We start from the raw sequence: 19960 nt of genomic DNA, 5'->3' as shown, positions 1-19960 counted from the left end.
TCGGATGAAAAAGTTGTTCATGGCGTCACTGCTCGGTTCGGCCATCGCTTTTTGCACCTCGGCCATGGCCCAGGACCTCAAGACCCTTGAAGACGCCGCCCGCAAGGAAGGCACCGTCAACAGCGTGGGCATGCCCGATGCCTGGGCCAACTGGAAAGGCACCTGGGACGACCTGGCGAAAAAATACGGCCTCAAGCACAGCGACACCGACATGAGCTCGGCCCAGGAGATCGCCAAGTTCGACGCCGAGAAGGACAACGCCAGCGCCGACATCGGCGACGTCGGCGCCGCCTTCGGTCCGATCGCGGTCGCCAAGGGTGTCACCCAGGCCTACAAGCCGAGCACCTGGGACCAGGTGCCGGCGTGGGCCAAGGACCAGGACGGCCACTGGGCGCTGGCCTACACCGGCACCATCGCCTTCATCATCAACAAGGACCTGGTCAAGGAAGACGAACGCCCGACCACCTGGCACGACCTGGAAAAGGGCAAGTACAAGGTCGCCATCGGTGACGTCGGCACCGCCGCCCAGGCCGCCAACGGCGTGCTCGCCGCCGCCATCGCCTACAAGGGCGACGAGAGCAACATCGAGCCGGGCCTGCAGCTGTTCACCAAGCTGGCCCAGCAGAAGCGCCTGTCGCTGGCCAACCCGACCATCCAGACCCTCGAGAAGGGCGAGGTGGAAGTCGGCGTGGTATGGGACTTCAACGGCCTGAGCTACCGCGACCAGATCGACCCGAAACGCTTCGAGGTGCTGATCCCATCGGACGGCTCGATCACCTCCGGCTACACCACCATCATCAACAAATACGCCAAGCACCCGAACGCGGCCAAGCTTGCCCGTGAGTACATCTTCAGCGATGCCGGGCAGACCAACCTGGCCATCGGTCACGCCCGGCCAATCCGCGCCGAGCACCTGAAGCTGCCAGCGGACGTGCAGGCCAAGCTGCTGCCCAACGAGCAGTACAAGGCCGCCCAGCCGATCAAGAACGCCGAAGCCTGGGAAGCGACCTCCAAGGCCCTGCCGCAGAAGTGGCAGGAGCAGGTGATCATCGAGATGGAGTAAGGCTGGGCCAACCCGGGGCAGCTGCGCAGCCCATCGCGACGCAAGGCCGCTCCCACAGGGCCCACGTCGCCCCAGAGGTTTGCACTACCTCTGTGGGAGCGGCCTTGCGTCGCGAAAGGAGGGCAAAGCCCTCCCCGCTTTTTCGGAGTCATAAATGAACCACAACGTCATCCTGGTCCTGCTCGACGGCCTCAACCACCAGGTCGCGCACCATGCCATGGGCCACCTGCACGCCTACGTCGAGGCCGACCGCGCCGCGCTGTACCGGGTGGAGTGCGAGCTGCCGTCACTGTCGCGACCGCTGTACGAATGCATCCTCACCGGCGTGCCGCCGATCGACAGCGGCATCGTCCATAACAACGTCAACCGCCTGTCCAACCAGCGCAGCGTGTTCCACTACGCCCGCGAGGCCGGCCTGGGCACTGCCGCCGCGGCCTATCACTGGATGAGCGAGCTGTACAACCGCTCACCCTTCGACCCCCTGCGCGACCGCCATACCCACGCACCGAAGCTGCCGATCCAGCACGGCCTGTTCTACTACGCAGACCACTACCCCGACTCGCACCTGCTGGCCGACGCCGAATACCTGCGCCGCCGCCATGCGCCGAACTTCCTGCTGGTGCACCCGATGAACATCGACGACGCCGGCCACCGCCACGGCCTGGACAGCAGCCAGTACCGCAACGCCGCCCGCAGCGCCGACATCCTGCTGGCCGACTACCTGCCGCGCTGGCTCGAAGAGGGCTACCAGGTGCTGGTCACCGCCGACCACGGCATGAACAACGACCGCTCGCACAACGGCCTGCTGGCCGAGGAACGCGAAGTGCCGCTGTTCGTGTTCGGCGAGGCGTTCAGCCTCGATCCCGCGGCCAAGCCGTTGCAGACCGAGCTGTGCGGCACGATCTGCGAGCTGCTCGGCGCCGCCCACGACAAACCGGTCTGCCGGGAGCTGCTCAAGTGAATGCAAGCCATCGCGGCCGCTACCTGGCCCTGCTCTGCCTGCTGCCGTTCGCCGTGTTCTTCATCATCTTCCAGGTCGCGCCGCTGGCCTGGGTCGCCCTCAACAGCCTGCAGGGCGAAAGCGGCTGGGGCCTGGCCAACTTCAGCAAGGTCTTCGCCTCGAAGTTCTACCTGCAGGCGTTGCAACGCAGCCTGGAGATCAGCTTCTGGTCGAGCCTGTTCGGCATCGTCATCGCCACCCTGGGCGCCTATTCACTGCGCCAGGTCGACTCGAAACTGCGCGACTTCGTCAGCGCCTTCGCCAACATGACCAGCAATTTCGCCGGCGTGCCCCTGGCGTTCGCCTTCATCATCCTGCTCGGTTTCAATGGCGCACTGACGCTGCTGCTCAAGCAGATGGGCCTGCTCGGCGACTTCAGCATCTACTCCAAGACCGGCCTGATCCTGGTGTACACCTACTTCCAGATCCCCCTGGGCGTGCTGCTGCTCTACCCGGCCTTCGACGCCCTGCGCGAGGACTGGCGCGAGTCCGCCGCACTGCTCGGCGCCAGCCACTGGCAGTTCTGGCGGCATATCGGCCTGCCGGTTCTGACCCCGGCGCTGCTCGGCACCTTCGTCATCCTGCTGGCCAACGCCCTCGGCGCCTACGCCACTGTGTACGCCCTGACCACCGGCAACTTCAACGTGCTGCCGATCCGCATCGCGGGCCTGGTGGCTGGCGACATCAGCCTCGACCCGAACCTGGCCAGCGCCCTGGCGATGGTGCTGGTGGGCCTGATGACCGTGGTCACGGTGGTCCATCAATGGCTGCTCAAGAGGAGCTACCATGCGCGCTGAAAACAACGCTGGCGGGCTCTACCACCGCGTGGTGGTGTACCTGCTGTTCCTGATCCTGCTGCTGCCGCTGGCCGGCACCCTGCTCTACTCGTTGGCCACCAGTTGGTCGGCGACCCTGCTGCCCAGCGGTCTGACCTTCAAGTGGTACGTCGCGCTGTGGAGCGAGCCGCGCTTTCTCGCCGCCTTCGGCCAGTCGCTGCTGGTATGCGTCGGCGCGCTGCTGCTGTCGGTGCTGCTGATCCTGCCGTTGCTGTTCGTGGTCCACTACCACTTCCCCAAGCTCGACGCGCTGATGAACGTCCTCATCCTGCTGCCGTTCGCCGTGCCGCCGGTGGTGTCGTCGGTGGGCCTGCTGCAGCTGTACGGCAGCGGGCCGATGGCCATGGTCGGCACGCCATGGATCCTGATCGGCTGCTACTTCACCATCGCCCTGCCGTTCATGTACCGGGCCATCACCAACAACCTGCAGGCCATCAACCTGCGCGACCTGATGGACGCCGCCCAGCTGCTCGGCGCCAGCACCTGGCAGGCGGCGTTCCTGGTGGTACTGCCCAACCTGCGCAAGGGCCTGATGGTGGCGCTGCTGCTGTCGTTCTCGTTCCTGTTCGGCGAGTTCGTGTTCGCCAACCTGCTGGTGGGCACCCGCTACGAGACCCTGCAGGTGTACCTGAACAACATGCGCAACAGCAGCGGCCACTTCAACAGCGCGCTGGTCATCTCCTACTTCGCCTTCGTGCTGGTGCTGACCTGGGTCGCCAACCGCCTGAACAAGGACAAGACCTGACATGAGCTTCGTCAGCGTACAGAAACTGCAAAAGAGCTACGCCGGCAGCCCGGTGTTCGAGAACATCGACTGCCAGATCGAGCGCGGCGAGTTCGTCACCCTGCTCGGCCCCTCCGGCTGCGGCAAGTCCACGCTGCTGCGCTGCATCGCCGGGCTGACCCCGGTGGACAGCGGGCGGATCCTGCTCGACGGCCAGGACATCGTGCCATTGAGCCCGCAGAAGCGTGGCATCGGCATGGTGTTCCAGAGCTACGCGCTGTTCCCCAACATGACCGTGGAACAGAACGTCGCCTTCGGCCTGCGCATGCAGAAGGTCAAGGCCGACGAGAGCCAGGCGCGGGTGCGCCAAGTACTCGACCTGGTCGAGCTGGGCAGCTTCGCCGGGCGCTACCCGCACCAGCTGTCCGGCGGCCAGTGCCAACGCGTGGCCCTGGCCCGCTCGCTGGTCACCCGCCCGCGCCTGCTGCTGCTCGACGAGCCGCTGTCGGCGCTGGATGCGCGCATCCGCAAGCACCTGCGCGAGCAGATCCGCGCCATCCAGCGCGAGCTGGGGCTGACCACCATCTTCGTCACCCACGACCAGGAAGAGGCGCTGACCATGTCGGACCGCATCGTCCTGATGAACCAGGGCCGCATCGTCCAGAGCGGCGATGCCGAGACCCTCTACACCGCGCCCGTGGACCTGTTCGCCGCGGGCTTCATCGGCAACTACAACCTGCTCGACGCCGACAGCGCCAGCCGCCTGCTGCAACGCCCGGTCAGCGCACGCCTGGCAATCCGCCCGGAGTCGATCACCCTGGGCCTGAACGGTGAGCTCGACGGCGAGATCCGCAGCCACAGCCTGCTGGGCAACGTCATCCGCTACCGGGTGCAGGTGCGCGGCGTGGAACTGGTGGTGGATGTGCTCAATCGCTGCGCGGCCGACCTGCACGCGGACGGGCAGCGGGTATCCTTGTCGATCGACCCCACGGCGCTACGGGAAGTGGCCTAAGGAGCATCAACGCATGGCACTGGCAATCTTCGATCTGGACGAAACCCTGATCCACGGCGACTGCGCGTCGCTTTGGAGCGAGCAGATGGCGCGGCTGGGCTGGGTGGACGGCAAGGCTTTCCTCAAGCGCGACCACGAGCTGATGGAAGCCTACGGCAAGGGCCACCTGGCGATGGAGGACTACATGGCCTTCAGCCTGGAGCCCATCGCCGGGCGTACCCTGGAAGAGGTCGAGCACCTGGTCGAGCCCTGGGTGGAGGATGTGATCGAGCCGATCATCTACGGCGACGCCTGCCGTTGCATCGCCGAACACCGCAAGCGCGGCGACCGGATCCTGATCATTTCGGCCAGCGGCACCCACCTGGTCGGACCGATCGCGGCGCGCCTGGGCGTCGACGAGTACCTGGCCATCGAGCTGGAGGCGGTCAACGGCGTGTTCACCGGCAAGACCCACGGCGTGCTCACCTACCGCGAAGGCAAGATCACCCGCCTGCTGGAGTGGCTGGACCAGGAACAGGAAAACCTGGAGGGCGCGAGTTTCTACTCGGATTCACGCAACGACCTGCCGCTGCTGCTGAAGGTCGATCACCCGCACGTGGTGAACCCGGACCCGGTGCTGCGCGAGCATGCGCAGACCAATGGCTGGCCCATCCTGAGCTGGTCTTGACGTAGGTGTACATGCGTACCGGCCAGCCAGTGACGATGGCCGGTACAAGCACCATTGATCCGTCACGCTTGCCTCGCCCGCGGCAAATGTGCAGTATAGTGCGCACTGTGAGGACGGCCTCACGACGCTGTGCGTGAACATACCGGGGACGGCCCCATCATTGAATCGATGGAGACTTACCATGTCCTGGATCATCCTGTTCTTCGCCGGCCTGTTCGAAGTCGGCTGGGCTGTCGGCCTCAAGTACACCGACGGCTTCACCCGCCCCCTGCCCACCATCCTCACCGTCGGCGCCATGGTCATCAGCCTCGGCCTGCTGGGCCTGGCCATGAAAGAACTGCCGCTGGGCACTGCCTATGCCATCTGGACCGGGGTCGGCGCGGTCGGCACGGTGATCGCCGGGATCATCCTGTTCGGCGAATCCATGGCGCTGATCCGCCTGGCCAGTGTCGCCCTGATCATCACCGGCCTGGTCGGCCTGAAGGTCAGCGCCAGCTGACCTCCCTCCGTTTCCCTTAGCGAACGTCGCCGCGCAGCAGGCTCACCTGCTCGCGCAGCGCCTCGGGCTGCGCCGCCTCCACCGGGATGGCGGCGCCGGCCACCAGGGTCACCCGCGACCACAGGCGCTTGAAGAAGCCCTTGTTCGGGTCGCGACTGAAGAAGCTGCCCCACAGCCCCTGCAGCGCCAGCGGAATCACCGGCACCGGCGTCTCCTGCAGGATGCGGTTCACCCCGCCCTTGAACACATCGATCTCACCGTCCGAACTCAGCTTGCCTTCGGGGAAGATGCACACCAGCTCGCCGTCGGCCAGGTACTGGGCGATACGGGCGAAGGCGCGCTCGTAGGTGGCCTCGTCCTCGCCACGCCCGGCGATGGGGATGGCGCCGGCGGTGCGGAACACGAAATTGAGCACCGGCAGGTTATAGATCTTGTAGTACATGACGAAACGGATCGGCCGGCGGATCGCCCCACCGATCAGCAGCGCATCGACGAACGACACATGGTTGCACACCAGCAGCGCCGCGCCCTCATCGGGAATGCGCTGCAGCTCGCGGTGCTCGACCCGGTACATCGAGTGGCTGAGCAGCCAGATCAGGAAGCGCATGGTGAATTCCGGCACGATGCGGAAGATGTAGGCGTTGACCGCGATATTGAGCAAAGACACCACCAGGAACAGCTGCGGGATGCTCAGCTTGGCCAGGCTCAGCAGGACGATGGTGATGATCGCCGACACCACCATGAACAGCGCGTTGAGGATGTTGTTGGCGGCAATCACCCGGGCCCGCTGGTCTTCCGGCGTGCGTGCCTGGATCAGCGCGTACAGTGGCACGATGTAGAAGCCGCCGAAGATGCCCAGGCCAACGATCGACAGCATGATCCACCAGGCCTGGCCCATGCCCAGCAACGCCAGCCAGTCATGGGGCACGACGCCGACCGGCACATCCCCCGAATGCCACCACCAGAGCAGGCCGAACAGGGTCAGGCCGAACGAGCCGAACGGCACCAGGCCGATCTCCACCTTGCGTCCGCTCAAGCGCTCGCACAGCAGCGAACCGACGGCGATGCCCACCGAGAACAGGGTCAGCACCAGGGTCACCACGGTCTCGTCGCCGTGCAGCCAGTCCTTGGCGTAGGCCGGGATCTGCGTGAGGTAGATGGCACCGACGAACCAGAACCACGAGTTGCCGACAATCGAGCGCGACACCGCCGGGGTCTGGCCAAGGCCCAGGCGCAGGGTCAGCCAGGACTGCTTGAAGATGTTCCAGTCCAGCGTCATCTGCGGTGCGGCCGCGGCGGCGCGAGGGATCCAGCGGCTGGCCAGATAGCCCAGCACGGCGGTGCCTACCACCCCGGCGGCAGCCAGTACCGCGTACTGGCTGGAGGACATCAGCACCCCGGCACCGATGGTGCCGGCCAGGATCGCCAGGAAGGTGCCCATCTCCACCAGGCCGTTGCCGCCCACCAATTCCTCCTCGCGCAGGGCCTGGGGCAGGATCGAGTACTTTACCGGGCCGAACAGCGCCGAGTGGGTGCCCATGGCGAACAGCGCCACCAGCATCAACTCCAGATGGTGGGTGACGAAACCGGTCGCGCCGATGGCCATGATGACGATCTCGGCCAACTTGATCGCACGGATCAGCCGGTCCTTGGCGAACTTCTCGCCGAACTGCCCGGCCAGTGCCGAGAACAGGAAGAACGGCAGGATGAACAGCAAGGCGCAGAGGTTGACCCAGATCGAGCGGTCGCCTTCCAGGCTCAGCTTGTAGAGGATCGCCAGGATCAGCGACTGCTTGAACAGGTTGTCGTTGAAGGCGCCCAGCGACTGGGTAATGAAGAACGGCAGGAAGCGCCGTTTGCCGAGCAGGGTGAATTGCGAGGGGTGACTCATCGTCCTTGTACCTGGTTGGGCTTTGTCATTGGAGGCACGTACAGCGTGATAAGCCACAAATCTGCACGGGAATGTCCATAGGCACAAGGAACTTGTAGGAGCGGGCAAGCCGCCCCTACTGGATCACCCTCAAGACTGCGCGATGCATGGCGACACAAACAGCTCGCCGCGCCAGGCCCCGCGCAGGGTCCGGCTGGCCACCAGCAGCCAGAGCAGCGCCAGCGCCACCACCAGCACCTGGCCGAACACAGTGAAGAAGCCCAACTCCAGCCAGGCAGCCAGTTTCAACGTGGCCAGGCAGTACACCCCCAGCGGGAAGGTGAACCCCCACCAGCCCAGGTTGAACGGCATGCCCTGGCGCATGTAGCGCAAGGTGATCAGCACCGCTGTCAGCAACCACCACAACCCCGCGCCCCACAGCACGATGCCGGCCACCAGGCCCAACCCGTGTGCCACCTCGCCGAGGCCGCCAAGGCCATTGGCGGCGAACACTGCAGGGGCATCGCCGCCGAGCACCAGCATGCCCAGCGCGCCGGTACCGATCGGGCCTAGCGCCAGCCAACTGGAAGCGGCCATGTTCGCCGGCGGCAGTTTATGCAGGGCCATGCGCAGCATCAGGATGGTGAGGATGCTGAACGCTACCGGCAACGACACCGCCCACATCACATAGCTGGTGATTACCACCAGGAATTGCCGGTGCATATCCACCAGGTGCGGCGCCAGCAGCCCGCCGCTGGCGGCGGCGACTTCAGCAGCCACCACCGGCAGCAACCACACCGCGGTCATCTGGTCGATGCTGTGCTCCTGGCGGGTGAACATCAGGTAGGGAATGGCCACGCCGCACAGCAGCGCCAGGCCCACGTCCAGCCACCAAAGCATTTCAACCCACGGCACCACGGCCTCACCCCAGCGCGCCATGCCGAACACCAGGGCGCCGTTGAGGATGGTGGCCAGCCCCATGGGGATGGTGCCGAAGAACATCGACACGGTGGAGTGCGCGAAAATCCGCCGCGCCTCATCGAAGAACATTACCCAACGGGCGCCGTACAGGACGCAGAACAGGGTAAACAGGCCGATGGTCAGCCACCAAAGGCCCTCGGCCACGCTGTCCAACCCCGGCACCTGGACTTGATGAAAGGCCAGGGCCAGCACGCCGGTACCCATGGTCGCGGCGAACCAGTTGGGGGTGAACTGGCGGATCACTTCGCGGGGGTGGGCCAATTGGCTGAACGGGCGCCAGGAAGGCGCGCGGGTCTGGGTGCATGGCATAAGGTGTCTCCTGGCCTTGTGTAAGGTAGAGATATCTTATGCCTGCAAAGAATATCTATATAACGGGTAATTTCTCTATCTGTTATCGATTTTAAAGATATAGCAGCCAGGCCGGCACCTGACATATGCTTGACCGCTGACAATGACAAGGATCGGTCGATGCTCCGCGCCCTTAAAGGCTACCCCGCTGCGGTTCGCCTGCTGTTGTTCACCACCTTCACCTTGACCATGGCCCGGGCGATCACCCTGCCCTATCTGGTGGTGTACCTGTCAACGCACCTGGGCCTGTCGGTCGGCCAGACCGGCCTGCTGGTCGGCGGCGCGATGCTCCTGGCATCAATGCTCAGCCTCTATGGCGGACACCTGGTCGACACCCTGCGCAGTCATACGCTGATCGTCGCCTGCACCTCGGTGTTCGCCCTGGCCTTCGTCGGCATCGTGGCCAGCACTTCGGCTGCGCTGTTCTTCTGCTTCCTGGTGGTGGCCTACCTGGCCCAGACCGTGGTCGACATTGCCGCCAAGGCCGGGTTCTGCGCCTTGCTGGCAGAGAACCGACGCGGCGAAGTATTCGCCATCAAGTACACCTTCAACAACATCGCCTGGGCCGCGGGGCCGATGCTTGGGGTGCTGCTGATCGAGGCGGACGACCACCTGCCGTTCGTGGTTTCGGCCCTGATCGGCCTCGGCCTGAGCCTGGTCTATTACCGCCTTGGCGAACGCAGCTTGCTGAGCCTGCGCGCGGACCGGCCGGCAGCGGGCTTCGCCCAGGTCGCCCTGGGCATGCTGCGCGACCGGCGCCTGGTGTGCTTCACCCTGGGCGGCGCGCTCAGTGCCATGGTGTTCGGCCAGTTCACCGCCTACCTTTCGCAGTACCTGGTGGTGACCCTGAACGATCCCGCCGAGGTGGCGCGCCTGGCCGGCTACCTGGTAACCACCAATGCCCTGGCAGTGATCGGCCTGCAATACCTGATCGGCCGACGCATCACCCGTCAGCACCTGATGCCCTGGCTGATGGCTGGCATGGCCATGTTCGCTGCCGGGTTGCTGGGGTTCTCCGTGGCTGCTTCGGCGCCGGCGTGGTGCCTGGCCATGCTGGTGTTCACCCTGGGCGAGATCATCGTGATTCCGGCCGAGTTCATGTTCATCGACCTGATTGCGCCGGAGCATCTGCGCGGGGTTTATTATGGCGCGCAGAACCTCTCCAACCTGGGCGCTGGGCTCGGGCCGATCCTGGTAGGCCTGGCACTGGGGCATGTGGTGCCGGTGACGGTGTTCTATCTGTTGATCGGCTCGGTGATGCTGGCGGCGGTGTTCTACTGGCTGGGAACACGCACCGCCCGCCAGCCTTAGTTGGCAATACCGGCCGATCGCGGGCCCTGCGACGTCCTGCCACTGCGACCATCGTCGGCGCTGACGAACCGCGCCCTGCGTGCCAGACTGATTGATCGTGACCGCGTTTCATTTTTTGCTCCGGAGTTTGCATGTCGTTGTCCAGCGGGCTGATCGCCGTGGTCGCCCTGGCCTACATGGCCATCATGTTCGCCATCGCCTTCTATGGCGACCGCCGCAGCACGCCGTTGCCGCCGCGCCTGCGCGCCTGGGTGTACAGCCTTTCGCTGGCGGTGTACTGCACCAGCTGGACCTTCTTCGGCGCCGTCGGCCAGGCCGCCGAGCAGCTTTGGGCGTTCCTGCCCATCTACCTGGGGCCTGTGCTGTTGCTGATCTTCGCGCCCTGGGTGCTGCAGAAGATGGTGCTCATCAGCAAACAGCAGAACATCACCTCGATCGCCGACTTCATCGCTGCCCGCTATGGCAAGTCGCAGACCCTGGCGGTGGTGGTGGCACTGATCTGCCTGGTCGGGGTGCTGCCGTACATCGCCCTGCAGCTCAAGGGCATCGTGCTGGGGGTGAACCTGTTGATCGGCGCCAACGCCGATGCCACCGGCAGCCGGGTGCAGGACACCGCACTGGTGGTGTCGCTGGTGCTGGCGCTGTTCGCCATCGTCTTCGGCACCCGCAGCCTGGACGTCACCGAGCACCACCGCGGCATGGTCCTGGCGATTGCCTTCGAATCGCTGGTCAAGCTGCTGGCCTTCCTTGCCGTGGGCGCCTTCGTGGTGTTCAACCTGTATGACGGCTTCGACGACCTGTTCACCCAGGCGCGGCAGTCGGTGCACCTGAGCGACTACTGGGAAGAGACGATCAACTGGCCGTCGATGGTGGTGCAGACCGCCGTGGCGATGATGGCGATCATCTGCCTGCCCCGGCAGTTCCACGTCACCGTGGTGGAAAACATCGAGCCCCAGGACATGCGCCTGGCCCGCTGGGTGTTCCCGCTGTACCTGGCCCTGGCCGCGCTGTTCGTGGTGCCCATCGCCCTGGCCGGGCAGATGCTGCTGCCGGGCACGGTGATTTCCGACTCGTTCGTGATCAGCCTGCCGCTGGCCGAGGCCCACCCGAGCCTGGCCCTGCTGGCGTTCATCGGCGGCGCCTCGGCGGCCACCGGCATGGTCATCGTCGAGGCCGTGGCGCTGTCGACCATGGTCTCCAACGACATGCTGCTGCCCTGGCTGCTGCGGCGCAACAACGCCGAGCGGCCGTTCGAGGTGTTCCGCCACTGGATGCTCTCGGTGCGACGGGTGACCATCGTCGTCATCCTGCTGCTGGCCTACGTCAGCTACCGCCTGCTTGGCTCCACCGCGAGCCTGGCGACCATCGGCCAGATCGCCTTCGCCGCGGTGACCCAGCTGACCCCGGCGATGCTCGGCGCGCTGTACTGGAAGCAGGCCAACCGCCGCGGCGTGTTCGCGGGCCTGGCCGCCGGCATCTTCCTGTGGTTCTACACCCTGGTGCTGCCGATCGCCGCCCACAGCCTGGGTTGGTCGCTGCAGCTGTTCCCGGGGCTGGCCTGGCTGCACGGCAACCCGCTCAACCTGCCGATCACCCCGCTCACCCAGGGCGTGGTGCTGTCGCTGGCGGGCAACTTCACCCTGTTCGCCTGGGTCTCGATCCTGTCCCGTACACGGGTTTCCGAACACTGGCAGGCCGGGCGCTTCATCGGCCAGCAGACCAGCGCCCGTCCCTCCAGCAAACCCCTGCTGGCGGTGCAGATCGACGACCTGCTCAAGCTCGCCGCGCGCTTCGTCGGCGAGGAGCGCGCCCGGCAAAGCTTCATCCGCTTCGCCTACCGCCAGGGCAAGGGCTTCAACCCCAACCAGAACGCCGACGGCGACTGGATCGAGCACACCGAGCGGCTGCTGGCCGGCGTGCTCGGCACCTCCTCGACCCGCGCCGTGGTCAAGGCCGCCATCGAAGGCCGCGACATGCAGCTCGAGGACGTGGTGCGCATCGCCGACGAAGCCAGCGAGGTACTGCAGTTCAACCGCGCGCTGCTGCAGGGCGCCATCGAGAACATCAACCAAGGCATCAGCGTGGTCGACCAGAACCTGCGCCTGGTGGCCTGGAACCGCCGCTACCTGGAGCTGTTCAACTACCCCGACGGGTTGATCAGCGTCGGCCGGCCGATCGCCGATATCATTCGCTACAACGCCGAGCGCGGCCTGTGCGGGCCGGGCGAGGCTCAGGTGCATGTGGCGCGGCGCCTGCACTGGATGCGCCAGGGTCGCGCCCACTCCTCCGAACGGCTGTTCCCCAATGGCCGGGTGATCGAGCTGATCGGCAACCCGATGCCCGGCGGCGGCTTCGTCATGAGCTTCACAGACATCACCCCGTTCCGCGAGGCCGAGCAGGCCCTGCGCGATGCCAACGAAGGCCTTGAACAACGCGTCGCCGAGCGCACCCACGAACTGTCACAACTCAACCAGGCGCTGACCGAGGCCAAGAGCCGCGCCGAGGCGGTCAGCCAGTCCAAGACCCGCTTCCTCGCCGCCGTCAGCCACGACCTGATGCAGCCGCTCAACGCTGCCCGGCTGTTCTCCGCCGCCCTGTCGCAGCAGGCCGAGGCCATGAACGACGAAGCCCGGCAACTGGTGCAGCACATGGACAGCTCGCTGCGCTCGGCCGAGGAGCTGATCAGCGACCTGCTCGACATCTCGCGCCTGGAGAACGGCAAGGTCACCCCCGACATCAAGCCCTTCGCCCTCAACGAGTTGTTTGACACCCTCGGCGCCGAGTTCAAGGTGCTGGCCGCCGAGAAGGGCCTGGAGTTCCGCCTGCGCGGCAGCCGCCTGCGGGTGGACAGCGACATGAAACTGCTGCGCCGGGTGCTGCAGAACTTCCTCACCAACGCCCTGCGCTACGGCAAGAGCCCGCTGCTGCTGGGTGCGCGGCGACAAAGTGGACGCCTGTGGCTGGAGGTGTGGGACCGTGGCCCGGGCATCGCCGACGACAAGCTGCAGGTGATCTTCCAGGAGTTCAAGCGCCTGGACAGCCACCAGACCCGCGCCGAGAAAGGCCTGGGCCTGGGCCTGGCGATCGCCGACGGCCTGTGCCGGGTTCTCGGGCACCCGCTTGAGGTACGCTCCTGGCCGGGCAAGGGCAGCGTGTTCCGCGTCAGCGTGCCCATCGCCCACAGCCCCGCGCCCGCGACGCCCGCCCCCGTGGAGCAGGCCGGGCAGCCCCTGGCCGGGCTGCAGGTATTGTGCGTGGACAACGAGGACAGCATCCTGATCGGCATGAACAGCCTGCTCAGCCGTTGGGGTTGTCAGGTGTGGACCGCGCGCAACCAGGCCGAATGCGAGGCCCTGCTCGGCAAGGGCCTGCGCCCGCACCTGGCGCTGGTGGACTACCACCTGGATGACGGCGAGACTGGCACCGGGCTGATGGGCTGGCTACGGACACGCCTGGGCGAGCCGGTGCCCGGGGTAGTGATCAGCGCCGACGGGCGCAACGAGACCATCGCCCTGGTGCATGCCGCAGGTCTCGACTACCTGGCCAAGCCGGTCAAGCCGGCAGCCCTGCGCGCCCTGCTCAATCGGCATCTGAGCCTGGTTCAGTAAGCGCCTCGTCGGTGAGGGCGCGCTCGATCAGATCGGCCGGCAGGCTCTTGCTGGCCCGGGCGCCGAGCAGCTTGAGCTGCTCGCTGCGGCTGACCAGGTTGCCGCGCCCCTCGCACAGCTTGTTGCGTGCCGCGGCGTAGGCCTTGTCCACCTGGGCGAGGCGTGCGCCGAGCTCGTCCAGGTCCTGGATGAACAGCACGAACTTGTCGTACAGCCAGCCGGCGCGCTCGGCGATCTCGCGGGCGTTCTGCCCCTGGCGTTCCTGCTTCCACAGGCTGTCGATCACCCGCAGGGTGGCGAGCAAGGTGGTCGGGCTGACGATCACGATCTGTCGGTCAAAGGCCTCCTGGAACAGGTTGGGCTCGGCCTGCAGCGCCGCCGAGAAGGCCGCCTCGATGGGCACGAACAGCAGCACGAAGTCGAGGCTGTGCAAGCCCTCAAGGCGGCTGTAATCCTTGCTGGACAAGCCCTTGACGTGATTGCGCAGCGACTGTACGTGCTGCTTGAGCGCGGCTTCGTCGTTGTTGCCGACGAACTGCTGGTAGGCCGTCAGGCTGACCTTGGCATCCACCACCACCTGCTTGTCGCCCGGCAGCATGATCAGCACATCGGGCTGGAAGCGCTCGCCATCGGCGCTGCGCAGGCTGACCTGGGTCTGGTATTCGCGGCCCTTTTCGAGGCCCGCGTGCTCCAGCACCCGCTCCAGGATCAGTTCGCCCCAGTTGCCCTGGGTCTTCTGGCCCTTGAGCGCCTGGGTAAGGTTGGTGGCCTCGTCGGACAGGCGCAGGTTGAGCTGCTGCAGGCGCTCGAGTTCCTTGCCCAGGGAGAAGCGCTCGCGGGCCTCCTGCTGGTAGCTTTCCTCGACGCGCTTCTCGAACGCCTGGATACGCTCCTTGAGCGGGTCGAGCAACTGGCCCAGGTGCTGCTGGCTGGTCTGGGCGAAGCGTTGCTCGCGCTCGTCGAAGATCTTGGTGGCAAGGTCGGCGAACTGCGCGCGCAGGGTGTCGCGGGCTTCCTGCAGGTCCTCGAGGCGTTGCTGGTGGCTCTCCTGCTGTTCACGCAGCTCGGCTTCCAGGCGTGCAGCCTGGGCCTCGAGACGGCGCAGCTCCGCCTCGCGGTTGGCGCGCTCCAGGTGCCAAGCATGGGCGGCGTCACGGGCGTTGTCGCGGTCGATCTGCAGCAGCTCCAGTTCCCTGCCTTGGGCGGCCAGCTGGGTCTGCTTGATGGTGTTGGCCTCGCTGAGGTCGCTGATCTCGTCGCGACTGGCCTCCAGCTGGGCCTGGAGGCCGGCCTGGGTCAGCTGGGCGGCATTCAGGCGCTCTTCGAGCAAGGCCTGCTCGGCCTTGCGCGCCCCCTGTCCGCGCTGAACCTGCATGACCCAGCCCAGGCAGGGCACGGCGCCCGCCACCAAGCCCAGTAGAATGCTGGTCAGATCCACTGTCATGCCTACCCCGATCGAACGTTGACGAATGCTGCGCAGCTTATCAGCCTGGTGACAGGGTTGCGTGGTCAGTACCCAGCAAGAGAGCACCTCAGCCATGCGCTCCCCAACAAATGGTTTTACACAGCTGCTCCGGTTAATTACCGAACCACTGGCGCAACAACCGCCGCGCCTCCTGCGAGCCCTGCCCCGCAGCCAGCTCCAGCCAATAGCGGGACTGCTCCGGCTCCTGGGCCTGGCACAACCGGCCATACTCCAGCTGGGCCCGGCGATCACCGGCACGAGCCGCCTGGCGCAGCAGTTCATGACCGATGCGCCGGTCGCGGGCATTGCCGCAGTCGCGGCAGAGCATCTGTCCCAGGCGGCTCTGGGCCACCACCACGCCTTGGCGCGCCGGCTGCTTGAGCATGCGCCCGGCCAGGTGCTTGACGCTGGGCTTGTCCCCCAGGCGCGGGCTGTCGAGCAGCCACAGGGCCACTTTCAGGGAAAAACGCTTGGAGGAAGGCAGCGATGGCGAGGCATCAGGACTGGCGAGGTGTTTACCGCGAAGCTTCATGACCTACAGCAAGGGTGATTCGAGAGGCGCGCCACTCTACTCCTTTTTTTGTGAACTGACCTGGGCGACTTTCGGCTGATCGCCATTTTTTTCCACGATTTTTTCTTGACGTTTTCCCGGGGAAAATGCCCATGCCACCCCTGCCCACCGATTGTCGGACAATGGATGAAACAGCTGGCACGCCCGTCCTAGAGCAAGCGCCTGGGACAATCCACAGAACCTGTGGATAACTCGGTGGACAACCCCTTGAGGTAGCTCGCAAACCCCTGTGAAATGGGGCTTTCAGTCAAACTGACGATTTTTTCACCAGCAAAAATTAGTGTTTTTTTTCATTGACTTAAGCCCCCAGTCAAGTCATTGGCGAGCCGTCCACAGGACGTTGCAAGAGGGTTACAACTGTTCAACCGAGTGTGTACAACCGCACCAGCAAATGGCATCGCGGTGCACGGAAACAATACAAAAGGGTGGTTGGCCGAGCATTTCCGCCTCTTCACAGCAGGCGCTATTGACGACATAATGATCGGCTAACCGCTATAAAAGCCATAAACTTGCCAACTCCGAAAGGTTCGTGTAGGGTTGCGCCCTGTTAGTACCCAGCTGAAGTCATTCTGGCCACTCAGTCCCCGCAGCCCAAGTGCTCGGTAACGAGCAAGCACTGCCCCATCGGGACCGGCCCATTCGATGATTCACTCGGCAAACCTTGCCCAGCACGAATCACGTTTCAGATTGATCAGGATCTTCCCCGACGCCCAGAACCCTGGTGTCGGTGTGCTGCCTGCCTTCTGTCGTACCTACCAGTCAGCCCAGCGCCCACTTATTGCATGCGCCCCTCTGGCTGCCCTGTTCCAGTCAGGTTCTGCGTCTCCTTAATAAAGACGTCACTGGAACGTTTCTATTGTGCACGGATCAAAGACCGTGTCTTACGCAGGAACATCCAACAATATGAGTAACCATCAACAAATCCAGGCTGCCTTCGGCACCCTTTCCCAGGCCTTCGCCCCATTGAAGTGCCTTATCGTTGCCCCACGCAAGGGCAGCTTCAGCTTCACCCTGGTCGACGAGCATGGCATCGCCTGCCACAGCGAGCGCCTCTATCCGGAGCAGTACAACCGGGCCGAACCGCTGCAGGCGGTGATCGAGCGCACCCGCCAGTCGCTGACCGCATGAATGAATGGTGGGTGATTCAAATCATGAATACCCCCTGTGAAACCCAGCCTGAAGGTAATTGGCCTAATCGCCAATGGGCATATGCCCTGCGCCTTCGGGCTGCAATCGATTTAAAAACAGCCTTTTACACCACTGTTATCACACTACACTTCAACTCGAGCGGCATCTGCCGCTTCCGGCGGGCCTGACCACTCACCAGCTGCCAAGCTCCAGCGCCCGTCGGCCCTTTTCAGCAGAGGGCATCATGGGCATCGCTGCGAACGAGTTGAGTCGATATGTGATTCGGCCGACCCTGATCTACCTGGGTCGCCACAGCGACAGCGCCGAAGCTTTGTTACTGGGCGTTGCCGCGAGCCAGTCTGCGCTGGGGGCCGCCCTGCATGACCGACGTGGCCATGGGCTTTACCGGATCGGTGGGAATCGTCACCGTTGCCTGTGGGACGAATACCTTGCCCGCGACCCCGAACTGGCCAGCCTGGTGCGCGGCCTGGCCAGCCAGCACGCCTTCCTCGGCGGCCCGCACCTCGAACTGACCGTCAACCTGCGCTACGCCACCGCCATCGCCTGGATGCTGATCGAAGAGCAAGCCCTGCCCTTGCCGGCGGCCGACGATCTGCTGGGCCTGGCACGAATTTGGCGGCAGACCTTCCACCCCCAGGGACGCCTGCGGGATTTCACCCATGCCTGGCAGCATTGCATCGAACCCATGCTGACCCCAGCGCACTGAGCCGCTGCGTCCTACAGGTCGAATAAACGGAATTTTGGTCGGATTGTCCTACAAAACCGCTCTATCTCCTGCGTTCTAGCCTATAGCGTGGAGTGGAATTTATTGGTAGCTTTCCGCCTCGGAGATCCCAAGGAGTTTCTAATAATGAAAAAAGTATTGCTCAAAACCTCTCTCGGTATTGCCGTTGCTTTCGCTTCCAGCCACTTGCTCGCCAGCGGTTTCGCGCTGAACGAACAAAGTGTCAGCGGCATGGGAACAGGTTTTGCGGGGCGTTCTTCCTCTGCCGATGATGCCAGCACCGTTTACGGAAACCCGGCAGGCATGTCACGCCTCAAACGTCAGGAAGTCACCGTGGGTGGCGCAGCCATCTTCGCCAAGTCCGATATTTCGGGCCGTGGCAGCAACTTCGGGGGAGAAACCGACGGGGACATGGTTCCTACCGTCGGTGTACCAATGGGCTTCTACGTCAAGCCGATCGATGACCATTGGGCTGTCGGTTTCGGCGTGTATGTGCCCTTCGGTCTGGTGACCGACTACGGCAGCGGCGACGCCGCCCGCTACTGGGGCAAGAAGAGCCACGTCGAAGTGGTGACCTTCCAGCCCACCATCAGCTATGCGTTCAACGACAAGGTGTCGATCGGCTTCGGCCCAACCATCAACAAGATCAAAGGCGAGCTCGGTTCGAACATCATCAACCGCTTCACCCCTGGTCGTAACGATGGCGAAGTGAAGATCAAGGGTGACGACACCGCGGTCGGCTACAACATCGGTATTCTGGTTCAGGCCACCGACCACACCCGCCTCGGCCTGACTTACCACTCGATGGTGGACTACAAGCTCGAAGGCAATACCAAAGTCAACAGCGCCCTGATCGGCCCGTACAGCGGCAGCAAGTTCGATGCCGAGCTGAAGATCAAGACCCCTGAGTCGGTGGACTTCTCGGTCACCCACGAGCTCGACGACCAATGGACCCTGTACGCCGGCACCACCTTCACCCGCTGGAGCCGCCTGAAGGACATCACCGTCGACAACGAGGTACCGGCGGCGCTGCGTGCCCAGTTCGGCACCATCACCGAAGAGCAGAACTGGCATGACACCTGGGCAGGCGCTGTTGGCGCCTCCTACAAGGTGAACAAGCAGTGGACCCTGCGTACCGGCTTCTCGGTCGACCAGTCGCCGACCAACAACCAGGACCGGTCGCCACGCATCCCAACGGGCGATCGCAAGATCTTCAGCCTGGGTGCCGGCTGGAGCCCCAACGACGACATGACCATCGACGTGGCCTACTCCTACTTGTGGGAGGAAGACACCAAAGTCAACCTGGCAAGCCCGACCAAGGGTACTTACCAGGCCAAGTACGAAAACAGCGCCCACGGCGTTGGTGCTTCGCTGACCTACCGCTTCTAAGTGTCACCCGCTGCATGAAGAAACCGCCCTTGTGGCGGTTTTTTCATGCCTGCGCGGGCCATTATTTGCCCAAGTCCATTTGCATGAACTTCATCTCACACCTCAACGAGCGTGCTTGACGGAGTAAGTCGTCAACCGGGCCCTGGACTTCGGACGACACCTTCGATTATGACTGTCTCCAAAAGGTGCTCAACTGCTGCCGCGCACTTGCGCGCCCGCTCTACTATTTCCACCTACAGCTGACAAAGAATCACCACCTGGATTAAGCATCTGCAGCTCAATACTAATCCCTGGCGGCCCGCCATTAGCGCTTGTATTAGAAGCAGGCACAGACAGATAAGCTGCATAAACGCTACTAAAAACTTGTGCACCTTTCACAAAACCTGAAAACACCCCAAATCCGAGATAGCCAAACTGTGGGTTTTCTTGGCCGGGAATATCGTTCCAATAACCCGCTCGAGACTCTACTGCCGCAACGCCCGCCCCCACGACATGGACGGCTGCCGCACCAAAATTAGCAAGCGCTGCTTTGTTATTACTACCAAGCTGTTTAAAGCCTACCGCTGCATGACCCAAGGCAGCTGCTGCTGAACCAACCGCCAATATATTCTCGTCCACCCCTAGGACGCCTGCCGGCGAGGGCGACGTACTTATGCCATAAGCTTGTGTCGAGGTCGGCCCTGGGGAAGTACTTACAGGGCCAGGGGCGGATTGGAACATATTACCTGTAAGGTTCCGACCCG

At 64.2% G+C, this 19960-nt stretch carries 17 protein-coding genes; 12 read left to right on the top strand and 5 right to left on the bottom strand.

All coding sequences use genetic code 11. The features are described from left to right. The first annotated feature begins 4 nt into the window (after window positions 1-4). The 7 genes from ACVWZ5_RS09210 (at window position 5) to sugE (ending at window position 5801) form a co-directional block, all read left to right on the top strand. The gene (locus ACVWZ5_RS09210; RefSeq protein WP_062573166.1) at window positions 5-1063 is read left to right on the top strand and encodes an ABC transporter substrate-binding protein; all 1059 of its coding nucleotides are present in this window, start codon (window positions 5-7) and stop codon (window positions 1061-1063) included. 154 nt (window positions 1064-1217) lie between these two features. After that, the gene (locus ACVWZ5_RS09205) at window positions 1218-2024 is read left to right on the top strand and encodes an alkaline phosphatase family protein (RefSeq protein ID WP_028690873.1); all 807 of its coding nucleotides are present in this window, start codon (window positions 1218-1220) and stop codon (window positions 2022-2024) included. Further along, window positions 2021-2860: an ABC transporter permease gene (locus ACVWZ5_RS09200; RefSeq protein WP_062573165.1), complete on the top strand. Its 840-nt coding sequence runs from the start codon at window positions 2021-2023 to the stop codon at window positions 2858-2860. Before ACVWZ5_RS09205 ends, ACVWZ5_RS09200 begins: the two co-directional genes overlap by 4 nt. After that, window positions 2850-3644: an ABC transporter permease gene (locus ACVWZ5_RS09195; protein ID WP_062361447.1), complete on the top strand. Its 795-nt coding sequence runs from the start codon at window positions 2850-2852 to the stop codon at window positions 3642-3644. The genes ACVWZ5_RS09200 and ACVWZ5_RS09195 overlap by 11 nt, the downstream gene beginning before the upstream one ends. Window position 3645: 1 nt before the next feature. Continuing rightward, window positions 3646-4635 (top strand): ABC transporter ATP-binding protein, encoded by a 990-nt coding sequence (locus tag ACVWZ5_RS09190; RefSeq protein ID WP_062573164.1) that lies wholly within the window; start codon window positions 3646-3648, stop codon window positions 4633-4635. Window positions 4636-4648: 13 nt separating this feature from the next. After that, complete coding sequence (locus ACVWZ5_RS09185; protein WP_028690877.1) at window positions 4649-5302, top strand: HAD family hydrolase; 654 nt, start codon at window positions 4649-4651, stop codon at window positions 5300-5302. 181 nt (window positions 5303-5483) lie between these two features. Further along, window positions 5484-5801 carry a quaternary ammonium compound efflux SMR transporter SugE gene (gene sugE, locus ACVWZ5_RS09180; protein ID WP_028690878.1) on the top strand — a complete coding sequence of 106 codons (318 nt, stop codon included), beginning with the start codon at window positions 5484-5486 and terminating at the stop codon, window positions 5799-5801. A gap of 16 nt (window positions 5802-5817) precedes the next feature. Here sugE and ACVWZ5_RS09175 read toward each other — a convergent pair whose 3' ends face one another. After that, window positions 5818-7692 (bottom strand): MFS transporter, encoded by a 1875-nt coding sequence (locus tag ACVWZ5_RS09175; protein ID WP_062573163.1) that lies wholly within the window; start codon window positions 7690-7692, stop codon window positions 5818-5820. 129 nt (window positions 7693-7821) lie between these two features. Beyond that, window positions 7822-8961: a TDT family transporter gene (locus ACVWZ5_RS09170; protein WP_028690880.1), complete on the bottom strand. Its 1140-nt coding sequence runs from the start codon at window positions 8959-8961 to the stop codon at window positions 7822-7824. A 159-nt stretch (window positions 8962-9120) separates the two neighbouring features. Between ACVWZ5_RS09170 and ACVWZ5_RS09165 the strand changes: the two genes are divergently transcribed. Continuing rightward, window positions 9121-10311: an MFS transporter gene (locus ACVWZ5_RS09165; RefSeq protein ID WP_084941739.1), complete on the top strand. Its 1191-nt coding sequence runs from the start codon at window positions 9121-9123 to the stop codon at window positions 10309-10311. A 131-nt stretch (window positions 10312-10442) separates the two neighbouring features. After that, on the top strand, window positions 10443-13919 hold the full coding sequence (locus ACVWZ5_RS09160) for a hybrid sensor histidine kinase/response regulator (protein WP_062573160.1): 3477 nt from the start codon (window positions 10443-10445) through the stop codon (window positions 13917-13919). Here the strand turns inward: ACVWZ5_RS09160 and rmuC are convergent. Together rmuC and ACVWZ5_RS09150 are read right to left on the bottom strand one after the other, a co-directional pair. Then, the gene (gene rmuC, locus ACVWZ5_RS09155; protein ID WP_167388423.1) at window positions 13891-15249 is read right to left on the bottom strand and encodes a DNA recombination protein RmuC; all 1359 of its coding nucleotides are present in this window, start codon (window positions 15247-15249) and stop codon (window positions 13891-13893) included. The two genes, ACVWZ5_RS09160 and rmuC, sit on opposite strands and share 29 nt — an antisense overlap. 247 nt (window positions 15250-15496) lie before the next feature. Further along, window positions 15497-15916 (bottom strand): tetratricopeptide repeat protein, encoded by a 420-nt coding sequence (locus ACVWZ5_RS09150; RefSeq protein ID WP_062573158.1) that lies wholly within the window; start codon window positions 15914-15916, stop codon window positions 15497-15499. Window positions 15917-16858: 942 nt separating this feature from the next. Here ACVWZ5_RS09150 and ACVWZ5_RS09145 point away from each other — a divergent pair. The 3 genes from ACVWZ5_RS09145 to ACVWZ5_RS09135 all read left to right on the top strand — a co-directional run bounded on the left by ACVWZ5_RS09145 (window position 16859) and on the right by ACVWZ5_RS09135 (window position 19217). Then, window positions 16859-17083, top strand: coding sequence for a hypothetical protein (locus tag ACVWZ5_RS09145; RefSeq protein WP_050704563.1), 225 nt, complete (start codon window positions 16859-16861; stop codon window positions 17081-17083). Between the two features lie 244 nt (window positions 17084-17327). After that, window positions 17328-17810, top strand: a complete 483-nt coding sequence (locus tag ACVWZ5_RS09140; protein ID WP_062573157.1) for a hypothetical protein — start codon at window positions 17328-17330, stop codon at window positions 17808-17810. Window positions 17811-17954: 144 nt separating this feature from the next. Next, window positions 17955-19217: an OmpP1/FadL family transporter gene (locus ACVWZ5_RS09135; RefSeq protein WP_084941738.1), complete on the top strand. Its 1263-nt coding sequence runs from the start codon at window positions 17955-17957 to the stop codon at window positions 19215-19217. Window positions 19218-19406: 189 nt separating this feature from the next. Here ACVWZ5_RS09135 and ACVWZ5_RS09130 read toward each other — a convergent pair whose 3' ends face one another. Next, a complete protein-coding gene (locus ACVWZ5_RS09130) occupies window positions 19407-19835 on the bottom strand; it encodes a hypothetical protein (protein ID WP_253249240.1) in 429 nt (142 codons plus the stop codon). Window positions 19836-19960 lie beyond the last annotated feature (125 nt).

This window comes from Pseudomonas sp. TE6283 (assembly GCF_054060555.1).
The sequence above is the reverse complement of the archived record's forward strand: the minus strand, read 5'-3'. Positions and strand labels throughout refer to the sequence as shown.

What these genes read in the sequence shown, in the direction of transcription:
- ACVWZ5_RS09140 (WP_062573157.1), top strand. Translation starts at nt 17,328, where the DNA reads ATGGGCATCGCTGCGAACGAGTTGAGTCGATATGTGATTCGGCCGACC.
- ACVWZ5_RS09170 (WP_028690880.1), bottom strand. Translation starts at nt 8,961, where the DNA reads ATGCCATGCACCCAGACCCGCGCGCCTTCCTGGCGCCCGTTCAGCCAA.
- ACVWZ5_RS09145 (WP_050704563.1), top strand. Translation starts at nt 16,859, where the DNA reads ATGAGTAACCATCAACAAATCCAGGCTGCCTTCGGCACCCTTTCCCAG.
- ACVWZ5_RS09190 (WP_062573164.1), top strand. Translation starts at nt 3,646, where the DNA reads ATGAGCTTCGTCAGCGTACAGAAACTGCAAAAGAGCTACGCCGGCAGC.
- ACVWZ5_RS09135 (WP_084941738.1), top strand. Translation starts at nt 17,955, where the DNA reads ATGAAAAAAGTATTGCTCAAAACCTCTCTCGGTATTGCCGTTGCTTTC.
- ACVWZ5_RS09210 (WP_062573166.1), top strand. Translation starts at nt 5, where the DNA reads ATGAAAAAGTTGTTCATGGCGTCACTGCTCGGTTCGGCCATCGCTTTT.
- sugE (WP_028690878.1), top strand. Translation starts at nt 5,484, where the DNA reads ATGTCCTGGATCATCCTGTTCTTCGCCGGCCTGTTCGAAGTCGGCTGG.
- ACVWZ5_RS09175 (WP_062573163.1), bottom strand. Translation starts at nt 7,692, where the DNA reads ATGAGTCACCCCTCGCAATTCACCCTGCTCGGCAAACGGCGCTTCCTG.
- ACVWZ5_RS09165 (WP_084941739.1), top strand. Translation starts at nt 9,121, where the DNA reads ATGCTCCGCGCCCTTAAAGGCTACCCCGCTGCGGTTCGCCTGCTGTTG.
- ACVWZ5_RS09195 (WP_062361447.1), top strand. Translation starts at nt 2,850, where the DNA reads ATGCGCGCTGAAAACAACGCTGGCGGGCTCTACCACCGCGTGGTGGTG.
- ACVWZ5_RS09185 (WP_028690877.1), top strand. Translation starts at nt 4,649, where the DNA reads ATGGCACTGGCAATCTTCGATCTGGACGAAACCCTGATCCACGGCGAC.
- ACVWZ5_RS09160 (WP_062573160.1), top strand. Translation starts at nt 10,443, where the DNA reads ATGTCGTTGTCCAGCGGGCTGATCGCCGTGGTCGCCCTGGCCTACATG.
- ACVWZ5_RS09150 (WP_062573158.1), bottom strand. Translation starts at nt 15,916, where the DNA reads ATGAAGCTTCGCGGTAAACACCTCGCCAGTCCTGATGCCTCGCCATCG.
- ACVWZ5_RS09205 (WP_028690873.1), top strand. Translation starts at nt 1,218, where the DNA reads ATGAACCACAACGTCATCCTGGTCCTGCTCGACGGCCTCAACCACCAG.